Annotated in this window: 12 protein-coding genes; 2 read left to right on the forward strand and 10 right to left on the reverse strand. The window is 71.2% G+C overall.

Annotated features, from left to right (window positions below; genetic code table 11):
* Positions 1–20: 20 nt before the first annotated feature.
* From AB0C01_RS29105 to AB0C01_RS29140, 8 genes are read right to left on the reverse strand one after another with little or no spacing between them, the layout of a single operon-like run.
* Positions 21–383: a CU044_2847 family protein gene (locus AB0C01_RS29105; protein ID WP_357239135.1), complete on the reverse strand. Its 363-nt coding sequence runs from the start codon at positions 381–383 to the stop codon at positions 21–23.
* Positions 384–398: 15 nt separating this feature from the next.
* On the reverse strand, positions 399–1,799 hold the full coding sequence (locus AB0C01_RS29110) for an extracellular solute-binding protein (protein ID WP_357572648.1): 1,401 nt from the start codon (positions 1,797–1,799) through the stop codon (positions 399–401).
* 2 nt (positions 1,800–1,801) lie between these two features.
* Complete coding sequence (locus tag AB0C01_RS29115; RefSeq protein WP_357572649.1) at positions 1,802–2,956, reverse strand: hypothetical protein; 1,155 nt, start codon at positions 2,954–2,956, stop codon at positions 1,802–1,804.
* Positions 2,953–4,377, reverse strand: coding sequence for a vWA domain-containing protein (locus AB0C01_RS29120; protein ID WP_357572650.1), 1,425 nt, complete (start codon positions 4,375–4,377; stop codon positions 2,953–2,955). The genes AB0C01_RS29115 and AB0C01_RS29120 overlap by 4 nt, the downstream gene beginning before the upstream one ends.
* Before the next feature lie 30 nt (positions 4,378–4,407).
* Positions 4,408–6,684: a tetratricopeptide repeat protein gene (locus AB0C01_RS29125; protein WP_357572651.1), complete on the reverse strand. Its 2,277-nt coding sequence runs from the start codon at positions 6,682–6,684 to the stop codon at positions 4,408–4,410.
* Positions 6,681–8,357: a serine protease gene (locus tag AB0C01_RS29130; RefSeq protein ID WP_357572652.1), complete on the reverse strand. Its 1,677-nt coding sequence runs from the start codon at positions 8,355–8,357 to the stop codon at positions 6,681–6,683. The genes AB0C01_RS29125 and AB0C01_RS29130 overlap by 4 nt, the downstream gene beginning before the upstream one ends.
* 43 nt (positions 8,358–8,400) lie before the next feature.
* Complete coding sequence (locus tag AB0C01_RS29135) at positions 8,401–8,922, reverse strand: GNAT family protein (protein ID WP_357572653.1); 522 nt, start codon at positions 8,920–8,922, stop codon at positions 8,401–8,403.
* Positions 8,919–9,308, reverse strand: coding sequence for a helix-turn-helix domain-containing protein (locus tag AB0C01_RS29140; protein ID WP_357239157.1), 390 nt, complete (start codon positions 9,306–9,308; stop codon positions 8,919–8,921). Before AB0C01_RS29140 ends, AB0C01_RS29135 begins: the two co-directional genes overlap by 4 nt.
* 97 nt (positions 9,309–9,405) lie before the next feature.
* On the opposite strand from AB0C01_RS29140, the gene AB0C01_RS29145 reads away from it, so the two are divergent.
* Positions 9,406–10,080 carry an NAD(P)H-binding protein gene (locus AB0C01_RS29145; RefSeq protein ID WP_357239160.1) on the forward strand — a complete coding sequence of 225 codons (675 nt, stop codon included), beginning with the start codon at positions 9,406–9,408 and terminating at the stop codon, positions 10,078–10,080.
* Between the two features lie 52 nt (positions 10,081–10,132).
* Here AB0C01_RS29145 and AB0C01_RS29150 read toward each other — a convergent pair whose 3' ends face one another.
* Entirely contained in the window at positions 10,133–10,870 is a 738-nt protein-coding gene (locus tag AB0C01_RS29150; protein ID WP_357572654.1) for a VOC family protein, read from the reverse strand.
* A 108-nt stretch (positions 10,871–10,978) separates the two neighbouring features.
* Positions 10,979–11,587 (reverse strand): TetR/AcrR family transcriptional regulator, encoded by a 609-nt coding sequence (locus tag AB0C01_RS29155; RefSeq protein ID WP_357572655.1) that lies wholly within the window; start codon positions 11,585–11,587, stop codon positions 10,979–10,981.
* Between the two features lie 132 nt (positions 11,588–11,719).
* Between AB0C01_RS29155 and AB0C01_RS29160 the strand changes: the two genes are divergently transcribed.
* Positions 11,720–12,637: a TIGR03620 family F420-dependent LLM class oxidoreductase gene (locus AB0C01_RS29160; RefSeq protein WP_357239169.1), complete on the forward strand. Its 918-nt coding sequence runs from the start codon at positions 11,720–11,722 to the stop codon at positions 12,635–12,637.
* The last annotated feature ends 14 nt before the right edge of the window (positions 12,638–12,651 follow it).

A 12,651-nucleotide genomic window follows, 5' to 3' on the forward strand; every position in this document is an offset into this window, starting at 1 on the left:
ACCGGGGGCGAACCTCCTGATCACTCCGGCGAGACGGGCGCCTCGGGGTGCGGTGGGGTGGGGCCGTGTGGTGGCCGCTGCCAGCGCACCGTGACCGTCAACTGACCCTGGACGCCGGTGCGGGCGATCACCGCGCCGGCCTCCGCGGTCAACTGCACCCCGAAGGAGATCTCGACCTCGTCCGGACGGTGGGCCATCGACTGGAACTGCCCGAGCGCGGCGGAGGCGGCATCACGTACCTCCGAGAGCGCCCGGTCGAACGTCGCCCGCGCCTCACGGACCACCTTGCCGGCGTTGCCGGCCGGCGTCACGCCGGCCCGACCGTCGACCTCGACCACCACCGAGCCGCCGCCGTCCAGGTCGAATCTGCGCAGTTCCGTCATCGTTCACGTCCTCTCTCAGGCGGGCGGCACGCACGTCAGATCAAGCCACTCGGCCTTGTGCCCGGTCTCTCTGATCTTGTCGAGTTCGGCCAGCAGACCGTCCAGGCGCTCCGGTGCTTCCAGGTAGACCAGGACCGCCCGCTCGAACGCCGTGGCCATCGTCGCCGGCATCAGGTCCGACGCGTCCCAGCACAGGGTGCCGGTACGCAGTCGCTGCGCGACCGCCGCCAGGACCTCGTCCTGGTATTCGGGTGCCTGGCCGCGCCGACTGAACGCCAGGTCCTGGGTCTGCTGACGCCAGACCGTCTGAGCCTCCTCGGAGGCGAGGTAGGTCATCAACTTCCTGGCCCGCTCGCTGTCCCTGGTGCCCTTGGGCTCCTTGGGGTCACGGAACATGACCGCGACGTCGTCGGAGACCTCGCGCAGCGCCGACGTGTCCGCCGCCCCGATCGACGGTGTCGGGAAGAAGGTGAACGGCGGGGCAGTCGGACCGGTGGTCGTCGGGCTGGACGTTGCCGGCAGGTGCGGACGGTACTCGCGGACCGCGAAGGAACCCTGGTGGTCCAGGTGACAACGTGGGGCGGTCGACCCCGCGTCCGTCCTACGGGGAAACAAGCCCTTCGCCGCTGTCTGGAAGGTGGTGTAGAGGCTGGCCCGGGCCGTCCCCTCCGACGAGGCCCGCAGCAGGGTGCCCCAGGTTTCCCAGGACTCCTTGACCTGCGGGGAATCCCAGCGGAGGTCACCGCGCGTCCACTGCTCGTAGAAGGCCTGGCCGGACTGGTGCAACAGGATGTCCTCGATCCAGTCGGTGCCCGGCCAACCGGAGACCGACTGGGAACTCATGGCGAGACACCAGCGCACCTGTTGGGCGCCGATCCTGCGCTGGGTCAGGCTGACCAGCTCGTCCCACGTCGCCGGCGGATCCTGGCCGAACTTCTTCAACTCGGTCGGGTCGTACCAGACCACGCTCTTCAGGTGGGTGGCGATCGCGACCGCGTAGGCGAGGTCCCTGCCGTTGCGCGTGCCGTTCGGCCCGACCTTGGGGGCGAGCTTGATCAGCTGCGCGGCGGCGCCCGGATCGGTCGTGACAGCGCCCTCCAGCGACGCCAACTGGCCGGCATTGACGTACCGCTGCAGGTCGTTGACGCGGGGCAGGACCGCGACGTCGGGCGGGCGGCCGCGCTCGATCGCCACCTGAAGCACCTGGCTGACGTCCCGGTGCCCCTGGTAGCGGGCCCGGATACCGTGCCTCTGCTGGAAGTCGTCCAACACCGCCGTGAACGCGGCCTCCTCGACGCCGGTCCACGAGCCGAAGACCGTCAGCTCCGCAGTCGGTTCGGCAGAGCAACCGCCGAGGGCGACACCAGCGAGCAGCACCGTGACCGTCGCGACCGCCATCCGTGCGCTGCGCTTCATGGTCACCGCTCCCCATATTCCGCCAGGCGGAGCTGGAAGCCCCACAGGATCAGCCCCGCGATGACGAGCGCGAGCACGGGCAACAGGAGCTCGCCGGCGTAACTGCTGGCCGCGCCGTCGGCGGCGGTCGTGATGGCGTCGTCGGCCGCGACGGCGCCGTCGTCCATGATGGCGGACTCGTCGGTGACGGCGGTGTCGGTCGCGACAGCCTCGGACGTCGAAGTCGGGGATGGAGACGGGGACGGGAACGAGCCGCGAAGCTCAGCGATGGTATCGGCACAGGCCGTCCTGCCACACTGCGTCTCCACCTGACCCACGAGGCCGTAGGCGGCCAGGGAACCCACATCCATGAGCTGCGCCCGCCTGCTGCCGTCGACGACGTGGACTCCCGCGCGGGTCTGGTCCAACCGGTCCGCGGAGGAGAGGCTCACCCCGGTCAGGGCCACCATCCCCACCGCCGCGACCGAGGCCACCAGCAGGGGGATATTCACCGTCCGGCGGAAGCGGCGGGCCAGATACACCTGCGTCCGCGCCAACAGCACCCCGAGCGCGACCAGCGGCAGCAACCAGAGCGCCGCGGTCAGCGTGTTGGTCCAGGTGTTGTCCACCTGGCCGTCCAGGGCGAGCAGTTGCTTACCCCGCAGATCCTGGATCCGGACCAGGATGTCGTTCAACAGGCTCGCCGCGTCCCGGAGCGCCGCCACCCCGAGCGCCCCCAGGTCGGCGTCCCGGAAGCGCGCGTCGGCCTGGCCGATGATCCCGGTGTAGGTCACCAGCAGCGCCTCGATCGTCTGGATGTCCTGGGTGCCCTCGTCACCGGCCGCGTTGTTCTCCGCCAACAGGGTGAGGTACTGGCCGGCGGCGGCGATCTGGCGCTGGTAATCAGCCCCGGGACCGCCGAGGACGACACCACCCCTGCCGAGATTGCCCACCGCCGCGAGGTGCGCGTTGCGCAGCGCGTCCTGCGCGTCGTAACTGGCGAGGATCGCCGGCACGGATCGCTCGGCGGCCGCGTCGGCATTGCCGGCGACACCGAGGAAGACCGCCAGGCTGGTCGCCAGGGTGACCGCGGTGAGCCCGATCAGCCACCCCCGCAGACGCACGAGGGTCTGCCGGGTCGTGCTGGCCCGTGGCGGTGTCCCCGCGGCCGCCGTCATGCCGGCAACCCGGCCGTCGGGCCTGCACCGAATGGCGCACCGCAGACCTCGCAGCTTGCCGAGCCGGCCGGTGAGGTCTCCAGACAGACACCGCAGATCACATCCGCCACCGCCGGCACCCGTGGCGCCGGCACCTGCAGCGGGTTCTGCACCGAGTCGACGATGCTGACTCTGACATCGGCCTGGCTGAGATCTTCCTTGAGCCGCACGAGGCCGTCCGGCTCGATGTCCACCAGGTGCCGCAGTTGCTCCAGGGCGGCCTCGTCCCGCGTCGCGGTTGCCAGCGCCACCGCCTGCGCCAACTGGGCGTGTGCCTCGATCCGGTCACCCCGGTCGAACGCGTCGCAACCGGCGTTGATGGCCTGCCGGACGTCCTCCTGCCCGGTCACCTGGGAGACGCTGAGATCGATCCGGGCCGACTTCGCCATGTCGACGGTCCAGTTGACGAGAACCGTGGCGGTGGCGGACCGTACCTCGCCGTCGACCACCAGGTTGACCCGGGCGGCCAACCGGTCCTGCTCCAGGACGTCGTCGGGCGCCGTCACCCGCAGACACAGGTGATAGTCCCTGCGCTCGGCACCCCATGATCCGGTGGCGAACTCCCACGTCCGCTCGTCGACCCGCTCGGCGTACTCGGTGAGGTCCTGAATGGTGGGACTGGTCTGCTTGAAGAAGACCAGCTCGGCGTACGGCATGGTCCGCAGCCGGATCCGTCCGTCCGGCAGGAGCTTGGTCAGCGCGGCGAGAACCGACTCGCGGAAGCTCGCCGCCAGGTCGGCCGGGCGTCGTACCGCCTCGGCGGTGCCGTGCAGCGCGGCGGCGATCCGGAGCAGGTCCGCAGGGCGCCAACCCTCTCCGATCCCTCGGGGATCGCAGACGAACCGACCGACGCAGCTGTGCAGGACGCGCTCCAACTCGTCCGCGGTCTCGTGCTCGTTGATGCCGTCGGTGAGCAGCAGCGCGTGGTTGATCGTCGACGACGGCGGCAGCAGGTCCCGGGCCGCCGCCAGCCAACTGCCCATCGCCGTACCGCCGCTGGCGCCGAGGCGGGCCACGGCGGCTCTGGCCTCCTTCCGGGTGGCCGACGTGGCGGTCGCGAGCGTCGGAGTCGCCGGGTAGACCATGGTGGCCTCGTGGGTCCCCTGGACCACCGCGTACCGGACACCATCCGGCAACACGGCGATGGCCGCGGCAGCGGCCTGCTGTGCTGCGGCCATCTTGGTCGGTGGATCCGCCATCGAGCCGGAGCAGTCGATCACCAGCACCTCGACCAGCCGGGACGGATCCGACGGGGCCGTCGGGTCGTCCTCGGCCGGGTCCCCCTGTCCGGTCACCGAGAGGACCGCGTGCATCTCCCGACCGCCAACCCGCAGGAACTTGTTCTGGTTGACTTCCAGGTCGAACCGCATTGCGGTTTCCATCGATTCACGCTCCGTTCCGGGTCGGTTCGGTCACCATCGCGTGCGGGGTCGGACGGCGTTCGCCCGGTCGACGAGCAGGTCGTGGGCGGCACGCCGGCCAGCGTCGTCGGTGCGACCGGCCCGTCGAATGCGGTTCGCGCGCACCGCCACCAGGTCCGGGAACGCGGCGTGTTGCGCCTGCTGGCCCAGGGCGCGGTAGGAGCGCTCCAGCAAGGTGCGGATGGCGCGTTCGGTGGGCGGCTCACCCAGCACCGGGCCGCCGGTCAGCTTGGCGGCGTCGCCGGAACGGGCCAGCTCGAGCGCCATCTCCCGGATCGCCGTGATCAGTCGGTCGCGCTCCTCCCCGCCGACGTCCAGCGCGGCGAGCCGGTGGACGGCCTGGTTGAGTTCACCGGCGGCGGGTGGCCCACCGGGCAGCCGGGACGACAGCACCCGCACCGCGGCGACCCGTGCGGCGTCGTGGTGCCGGGAGAGCGCCGGCACCTCGTCGAGGACGGCGACGGCCCCAGCCCGGTCGGTTGCCGCCAGACGGAGCCGGGCCAACCCGAACGCGGCGCTGGCCTGGAAGGGATCGCGCTGCCAGACCGCCGCGTAGTAGCGGGCTGCCGACACGTGGTCGCCGCGTCGTTCCGCGCAGTAGCCGAGCGCGAGCTTCGGGGCGACCTCCCCCGGGATGTCGCTGTAGACCGCGTCGAACCGCTGCCCCGCATCGTCGATCCGGTCGGCGGCAAGCGCGAGCAGCCCGCGGTGCCAGGCGATCCGCCAGTCGGCGTCGGCTCGGGTGCCGATCAACGTCTCGGCGCTGGCCAGCGATACGGCGGCCGAGTCAGGATCGGCCAGCGCGAGGTGCGCCCGGCACCTGCTCAGCTCGATCTCCACGGACGTCTGCTCCACCATCGCGAGCTCACCCAGGAGGGCCTGGGCGTCCGACGCGTCGACCGTGCGGAGCACGTCGACGGCCGGGTCGTCCGGGTCGGGTCGGGGCACCGCCAGACCGAGGGCCACGTCGACGGACGCGGGACGGCCGTCGTCCAGGACGGTGCTGTCGCCCGCGTCGATCCAGGTACGCAGCGGCAGGACCAGCCCGAGCCCCGCGTCCAGCAGCCGGGCGGAGGGTTGGAAGAGCGAGATCGGCTCGGGCTGACGCCGGTCCGGCTGGCCCGCCAGGATCTCCCGCAACACACCGAGAAGCTGCTCGGACATCTCGGTGGCGGAGGCGAACCGTCGGTCCCAGTCCAGGCGGATCGCGCGGGCGACGAGCCGGTTGAACGACTCGATGCCGAGGGCGTCCGGGGCCGCGCCGGGGGTGTCCGGGCCGGGCGTGCGGTGCCGGTACAGGTCTTCCAACGTACGACCGAGGGCGAACAGGTCGGAGCGCTCGGTCGGCCCCCGATTCTGGTATTCGGCCCTGCTGACCGAGAAGTCGACGGAGTGGACGATCCCCTCGCTCCCGCTGTCGGCCTTGCGGACCCCGCCCAGGTCGATCACCTTGATCCGGTCGGCGGTGCGCATCACGTTGTCGGGCTTCATGTCCGTGTAGAGCAGCCCGCGCCGGTGCAGGTAGTCGAGTGCGGCGAGGATCTCGTGACCATAGGCGAGGATGTGGTCGATGGGCAGCGAGACGTCCGGCTGTCGCAGGTCCTTCGCGGCGTTCTGCAACCTGCGCAGCGACATGCCGTCGAGATAGTCCATCACGATGTAACCGGTGGGGCCGGCGACCGGGTCCTCGTGGGTGGCGAAGTCGATGCTCCGCACGATGTTCGGGTGGTCCAGCGCGTTGAGGAACCGTCGTTCCTCGACGGCGGCCCGGAGGGAGGCCTCGTCGGCCGCGTGCAGCACGCCCTTCAGCGCGACGTCGACGTGGTCGTTGTGGGTGTCGTGGGCAAGGTAGACCCAGCCCTGGCCGCCACGCGCCACACAGCGGACCACCTCGTAACGGTCGGCGACAAGGTCACCGGGTTGCAGGCCGGGACGGAAGTTGAACGGCGTCGGGGTCGGGCAGTAGGGGCAGAACCCGCTGTCCCGACCGGGTCGACCGCCCCGGCTCCGACCGACCGGGTGACCCTTCGGGCAGAAGCGGAACTCCTCGGGCACCCGCAGGGGCTGGGTCGTCGCGCCGTCGGGCGAGAAGGTCAGCACCGGCAGGGAGACGAGGCTGGCCACCGTCCAGATGTCTCGACCGGTCGACCGGGACGGGGCCGCGGTCGGTTTGGCCGTGTCGGGAGGCAGTGGCGCCAGGCCGCAGACGTCGCAGAACCCGGTCTCGTCGACGGTGCCGGTGCAGCCCGGCCAGTTGCAAGGTGTCACGACCCACCCCCGCCGCGGTGGCCACCGACCCGGTCCGCGACCGCCTCGGTGTAGTCGCGGACCGCCGCCTCGGCGGTCACCAGATCGCACGGCGCGGCCATGAGCAGGTCGTGCGCGCCACGGTACGACATGCCGAGAACGGCGTCCTCGGCGAACCCGTGTCGTACGGCCCGCGCGCGATAGGCGCCCAGCCGGCCGCGCAGCTCCGACCAGAGATCCTCCCGCGCCACGATCTCCCGCCGGATCGACTCCGCCGTGCGGAGTGCCCGGTCGGTGGCCCGCTCGGTCGAGGCGAGCAGGGCGGCCAGGGTGTCGCCGTCGGTGCTGGCCGCCGCGGCCCGCAGCTTGGTCAACTGGATGCGCAGCTCGATCGCCCTGGGCTGGAGCCGGGGTACGTCGGCGACCACGGCGGCGGCCTGGCGGTATGCCCGGCGGGTGGCCTCCTCGGTGGCCTGGAGGCTCGCGACGCGACGCGCCAGCAGTGTGGTGCGCAGCGGGACCGACTCTCCACGGAAGGTCAGCAGCATCCGCAGATCTTGGGCGGGAGCCTGGTCGACCAGGGGAAGCACCACCTCGGACAGCAGCGTCTCGGGGTCCGCGGCCTCGTCGATGTTGTTGATGATGATCGAGCGCGGCGTCGCCTCGACGGCCCGGTCGTTGTCCGGCGCCGTGCTCGCGACGTCGGATTCGCCAGCCCAGTCGGCGATCCGCTGGGACACGTCCTTCGTGCTCCGGTCCGTCGCGTCCACCGCGAGGTCGATGCTGCCGATGGGTGGAGCGTCCGGGCTCTGCTCCGGGTCGCTCAACGATCGAAGCTCCCGACTGGAGAACACGGCGGCCTGGCGAACCGCCTCGGCGACGTCGGACTCACGGTGGTTGACGACGATGACCAGCACGTTGTCGGGCGAGAGGCGACCGAAGAAGTCCGCGAGTTGGCGGAGGACCTTGAGGTTCGCCGGAATGCCGTCGGGCGACCGCAGACGCGGATCGACCGCGGGCTCACCGGGCACCCGGGGACGAAGCCACGGAAGGCGATTCAGGATCGTCTCGACCGGGATCATCCACGACAGGCCCTGGGTGGCACCGCCGACCACATCGCCGTCGCGGTCGGCATCCTCGTACGTGCTGACCACCATCCCGACGACGTGCCCGCTCCGCGCGTCGACGACCGCCGTGCCGCTGAAGCCCTTGCTGACCCGGAGATCGGTCGGCCCCGAGACCATCTGAATCCGTTCCCATCTCGCCCCGGACCGGCCCTTGAGCGTGGCCTCGACACGTACGCCGTGTTCGACTGTTGTCGGGAAGCCGTACATGACGACGCGGCGGTCCAGAGTCTTCGTGCGGCGCAGCGGTGCGAACGGTCCCTGCGCCATCGGCTCGGCAAGCTCGAGCACCGCGATGTCGTCCCGTTCATCGTCGGTCAGTGGCCACCAGCAGCCGGGCACGACCCGGGCCGACACCGTCCGGCTGACCGGTTGGCCGACAAGGTCGAGAAGAACATCCCAGGACGGCTCGCTGCCGGACGAACTGCTGTCGCCGCCGCCGCCGCCGCTGACGACGTGGGCGCAGGTCAGGACTCGGCGAGCATCCAACGCCAGGCCGGCGCCCAGCACCCGGCCATCCGTACTGCGGACGCGGACCAGCCATCGCTCGTTGCCAGGACTGACCGCCACTTCGCTGAGGGTAACGGAGCTGGACCATTTCCGTTGACCCCGGTCAGTGCGGCGCGGTGATCGCCCAGCGTTCGTGGTCGCGCCAGGCGCCATCGACGAACAGGTAGTCCGGCGAGAAGCCCTCCAGCCGGAAACCGAGCTTGCGGGCGACCCGGCGCGACGGTTCGTTGCCCGGTTGGATGTTCGCCTCCAGGCGATGCAGTCCGACCGTGTGGAACGCGTGGTCGATCACCAGCGCCACGCCCGCCGAGGCGTGCCCGGTCCCGCTGTACGGCTGGAACGCCGCGTATCCCAGGTAACCGCCGCGCAGCGCACCCAGCACGATCCCGCTGATGTTCACGTAGCCGGCGATCGCACCGCTGGCCCGGTCACAGATCAGGTAACCGGCCCCGTCGCGGCGGCGGATCCGCCTCAGGTAGTTGTCGTACTCCTGCGGGCTGGACGGCGCGACCAACCACGGGTGGTGCAGGTCCCGACTGCGCCGGGCGGCGGCGACGAACTCGTCGGAGTCGGTGGGCCGGGGCCGCCGGATCGCGGCGGGACCACCGGTACGCAGATATCTCACGGCCGACCACTCGGAGCGGCCGAGGCCGCTCGTGTCCACGCCTCCCGAGCGTCGAGCAGGGCGGGGAGGTGGTCCTTGCTCCAGGCACGCGCCGCCTCGATCAGGCTCAACAGCGTGCGCCCCAGGTCGGTGAGTTCGTACTCGACGCGCGGCGGATTTTCCGGGTACGCGGTGCGCACCACCAGGCCGTCGCGTTCCATCGCCCGCAGGGTCTGCGTCAGCACCTTGGGTGTGACGCCACGAAGGGGCACTCGGATCTCGGTGAAGCGACGCCGACCGCCCTGTAGACAGAGCACGACCATCCCGGTCCACTTGTCACCGATCTGGAAGGGCAGGGCACCGGAGGGGCACATCGGGTCGAACATCTCGGGATCCAGCTCCGCCACGGTATGCCCCCATCCATCCCGGTTTCCTTGTAGTAACCAGTATCTCGTAGATACCGTTCCCGTGGTCCACAGCGACAGCCAGACGGGGGACGAATCCATGAACAGCATCGCCATCTTCGGTGCCGGTGGCAGAGCGGGACGGGCCATCACCGCCGAGGCCCGCGCCCGTGGACATCGGGTCACCGCCGTCGTCCGGAATCCGGACCCGAGCAACGACATCGCCGCGGACGGCGTCTCGGTGGTCCGCGGGGACGTCACGGACCCGCGCTCGACGTCCACGATCCTGCACGGTCACGACGCGGTGGTCAGCGCGGTCAGCCCCGCATCCGGACCCGAGGCCCTGGCCGCCCTCGGCCGACTCGACGACCAGTTCTTCGTCAACGCCGTCGACGCGCTCCTGCACGGCATGACCGAGACCGGAGTCCGTCGCCTCGTCCTCATCGGACTCTTCGCCAACCTCCACGACGAGCACGGCCGCCTGATCCTGGACGACCCCACGGCGTTCCCGAGTGAGCTCCGCCCGTTCGCCCTGTCGCACACCGCCGGCCTGGAGCGGCTCCGTACGGCGGACACCCCGGTCGACTGGCTGATGCTCACCCCACCGGCGATGCTGGACGTGGCGGCACCACCACGGGGCCGCTACCGGGTTGGCGGGGACACCGTGCCCCGGTCCGGATCGACCACCCTGTCGTACGCCGACCTCGCGGTCGCGGTGCTCGACGAGATCGAATCCCCTCGGCACCACCGCACCCGCGTCTCGGTCTTCGACTGACCCTGTCCGTCCGCGCCGGCCGCAGAGCCGCCGAACACGGCTCGGACCCGCGCTAGCGTGCCGTCCGGAGCCAGAACTCGCCGCCGTCCGGGTCGGCCATCAACACCCGCCCGCCGATATCGCCGCCGTCGGCGTCGAGGACTGTCGCGCCGAGCGACAGCAGGCGGTCGATCTCCGCCGGCCGGTCGGTGTCGACGCCCACGGCGACGTCGAATCGGACCCGGTCCCGGCCCCCGTTCGGCATGTACGGCGGACCGCCCCAGGAGATCTTCGTGCCCCCGCGGGGCGACTGGATGACGGTCTCCTCGTCCTGGTCCCAGACCAGCGGCCACCCCAGCGCGGCGCTCCAGAAGTAGCCGACCTGCGGCGATCCGTCGCAGGCGAGCGCGCCGATCGGCCCGGTGTCGGCGAGGAATTTGTTGCCCGGCCCGATCACGTCGAACTCGTTGCCCTCGGGGTCGGCGAGCACCACGTGATCGTCGTTCGGGTCCTGACCGATGTCGATGTGTCGTCCGCCGAGCTCGAGGGCCCTGGCCACCGACCGCTGCTGGTCGTCCAGCGAGCTGCTCGTCAGGTCGAAGTGCATCCGGTTCTGGACGACCTTTGGCTGCTGGTGCTGGGGGAAGCGGATCCGGAAGTCGGGGTCGCCGGCGGGCAGCAGCAGAACGCCGTCACGTGGATCGTCGACGATCTCTCGGCCGAGGAGCCCGGACCAGAACCGCGCGAGTCGCAGCGGCTCGCGTGCGTCGAAGCAGATCGCGAACAGGTGTGCAGTCATCGCCTCGCCCATCTCCCCTCCGACCGGACGCCGCGCCGGCCGTTGGAGCGGGAGCCTAAGGGCGGGCCGAGTCACCCGCACCCGACTTTCCGCGCCTCGACCGGGGCGCCGAGCGTCCGGTCACCGGACGGGATACGCCGCGGCGGTGAAGGCGTGCAGGGCGATCTCGGCCGACTGTTCCAGTTGGTCACGTCGGGCGCCGGCTGCCGCATGGACGGCGTGGCCCTCGGTGACGACGCTCAGGAAGCGGGCCAGGGCGGTGGGGTCGACCTCCGCGGGGAGGTCACCCTCCTCGACGGCGCGGGTGAAGCGGGCCGCCAGGGCGTTCTCCCCCGTTCGCCGGCTGGCCGCCAGGAAGTCGGAGATGGCCGCGTTGTCGGTGCCGCAGGCGGTGCCGCCCTGGATCGAGAGGCAGCCGGCGGGACGGTCGGGGCGGGTCAGCGCCACCACGTTCTCCCGGAGCAGCACCGCGGCCACGTCCCGGGCGGTCGGCTGGTCCAGCGCGTCGCGCGCGTAGGCCATCTCGACGTCCGCGTACCGGGCCACCACTGTGCGGAACAGGCCCTCTTTATTGCCGAACGCCGCGTAGAGGCTGGGCTTGTTGATGCCCATGGCCCCGGTGAGCTCGGTCAGTGAGGCGCCCTCGTAGCCGTGTCGCCAGAACACCTCCATCGCCCGATCCAGGGCTTCGTCGGTGTCGAAACCACGCGGTCGTCCGGTCTGGGCCATCTCCTCCACCCCCTTGCCGCGCCCACTCTACCGCCCGCGGAAACCGATCGGTACAAAAGTTTGGGGAATGACCGTGGACCCTGCTAGGTTCTTTCCATACCGAGCGGTACAGATGTGTGGAGGGGGTTCGCCATGGAGCACGTGAGGCACACGCTCGGCCCGGTCGGGATCTGGAGCACGGAGCTGCGCGGAGCGGCCCGGCCCGAGGTCCGCGAGGCCGCGGCCGAGTTGGACCAACTGGGCTTTCCGGCGCTCTGGATCCCCGGCCTCGACGGCCCGGGGGCGGTGGACGACGTCGAGCACCTGCTGGCCGCCGCGCCACACGCCACTGTCGCCCTGGGCGTGCTGTCCATGTGGGGCCAGGACCCGGCCGCCCTGGGGAGCCGCTGGTCCGCGCTGGACGCGACGTACGGCCCGCGCGCTGTTCTGGGCCTCGGCGTCAGCAACGCCCACTCCGCCGCCAACGCCGGCCAGGACTACGGCACACCGACGGTGTCGATGCGTCGCTTCCTCGACGGGCTCGACGCCGCACCCCACCCGATTCCGGCCGACCGGCGCCTTCTCGGCGCGCTGGGTCCAAAAATGGTCGATCTGGCCAGCACGCGTACCTCCGGTTGGCACCCGTTCCTCGTGACTCCCGAATACTCGGCGGCGCATCGGGCACGCGTGGGCGACGCCCCACTCATCGCCCCGCACCTCGCGGTCGTCCTGGACCGCGATCCCACCCGGGCGCGGGCGACCGCCCGCGCCGGCATCGGGATGTTCATCGGTTTCCCCGCCTACCGCGCCAACCTCGGCCGCCTCGGCTTCGGTGCGGAGGACCTGGTCCCGGGCGGCAGCGACCGCCTGATCGACGCCCTCGTCGCCTGGGGAGACCTCGACGACGTCGCCGACCGCATCCAGGCCCACCTGGACGCGGGCGCCGACCACGTCACCCTGCACGTCCTCCGGCCCGACGCCGGCGACGGCGACGGTCCGCCGCGGCGGCACTGGCGGGAACTCGCCACGCTGCTGCCCCACTTCACCACCCGCACACCAGGCACCAACTGACCGTTGTGCCCCAC

Source organism: Micromonospora sp. NPDC048905, assembly GCF_040649655.1.
Lineage (GTDB): Bacteria > Actinomycetota > Actinomycetes > Mycobacteriales > Micromonosporaceae > Micromonospora.

Excerpts from the sequence above, each read along its gene's own strand:
- AB0C01_RS29105 (WP_357239135.1), bottom strand. The coding sequence starts at position 383 with ATGACGGAACTGCGCAGATTCGACCTGGACGGCGGCGGCTCGGTGGTG.
- AB0C01_RS29110 (WP_357572648.1), bottom strand. The coding sequence starts at position 1,799 with ATGAAGCGCAGCGCACGGATGGCGGTCGCGACGGTCACGGTGCTGCTC.
- AB0C01_RS29115 (WP_357572649.1), bottom strand. The coding sequence starts at position 2,956 with ATGACGGCGGCCGCGGGGACACCGCCACGGGCCAGCACGACCCGGCAG.
- AB0C01_RS29120 (WP_357572650.1), bottom strand. The coding sequence starts at position 4,377 with ATGGAAACCGCAATGCGGTTCGACCTGGAAGTCAACCAGAACAAGTTC.
- AB0C01_RS29145 (WP_357239160.1), top strand. The coding sequence starts at position 9,406 with ATGAACAGCATCGCCATCTTCGGTGCCGGTGGCAGAGCGGGACGGGCC.
- AB0C01_RS29150 (WP_357572654.1), bottom strand. The coding sequence starts at position 10,870 with ATGGGCGAGGCGATGACTGCACACCTGTTCGCGATCTGCTTCGACGCA.
- AB0C01_RS29155 (WP_357572655.1), bottom strand. The coding sequence starts at position 11,587 with ATGGCCCAGACCGGACGACCGCGTGGTTTCGACACCGACGAAGCCCTG.
- AB0C01_RS29160 (WP_357239169.1), top strand. The coding sequence starts at position 11,720 with ATGGAGCACGTGAGGCACACGCTCGGCCCGGTCGGGATCTGGAGCACG.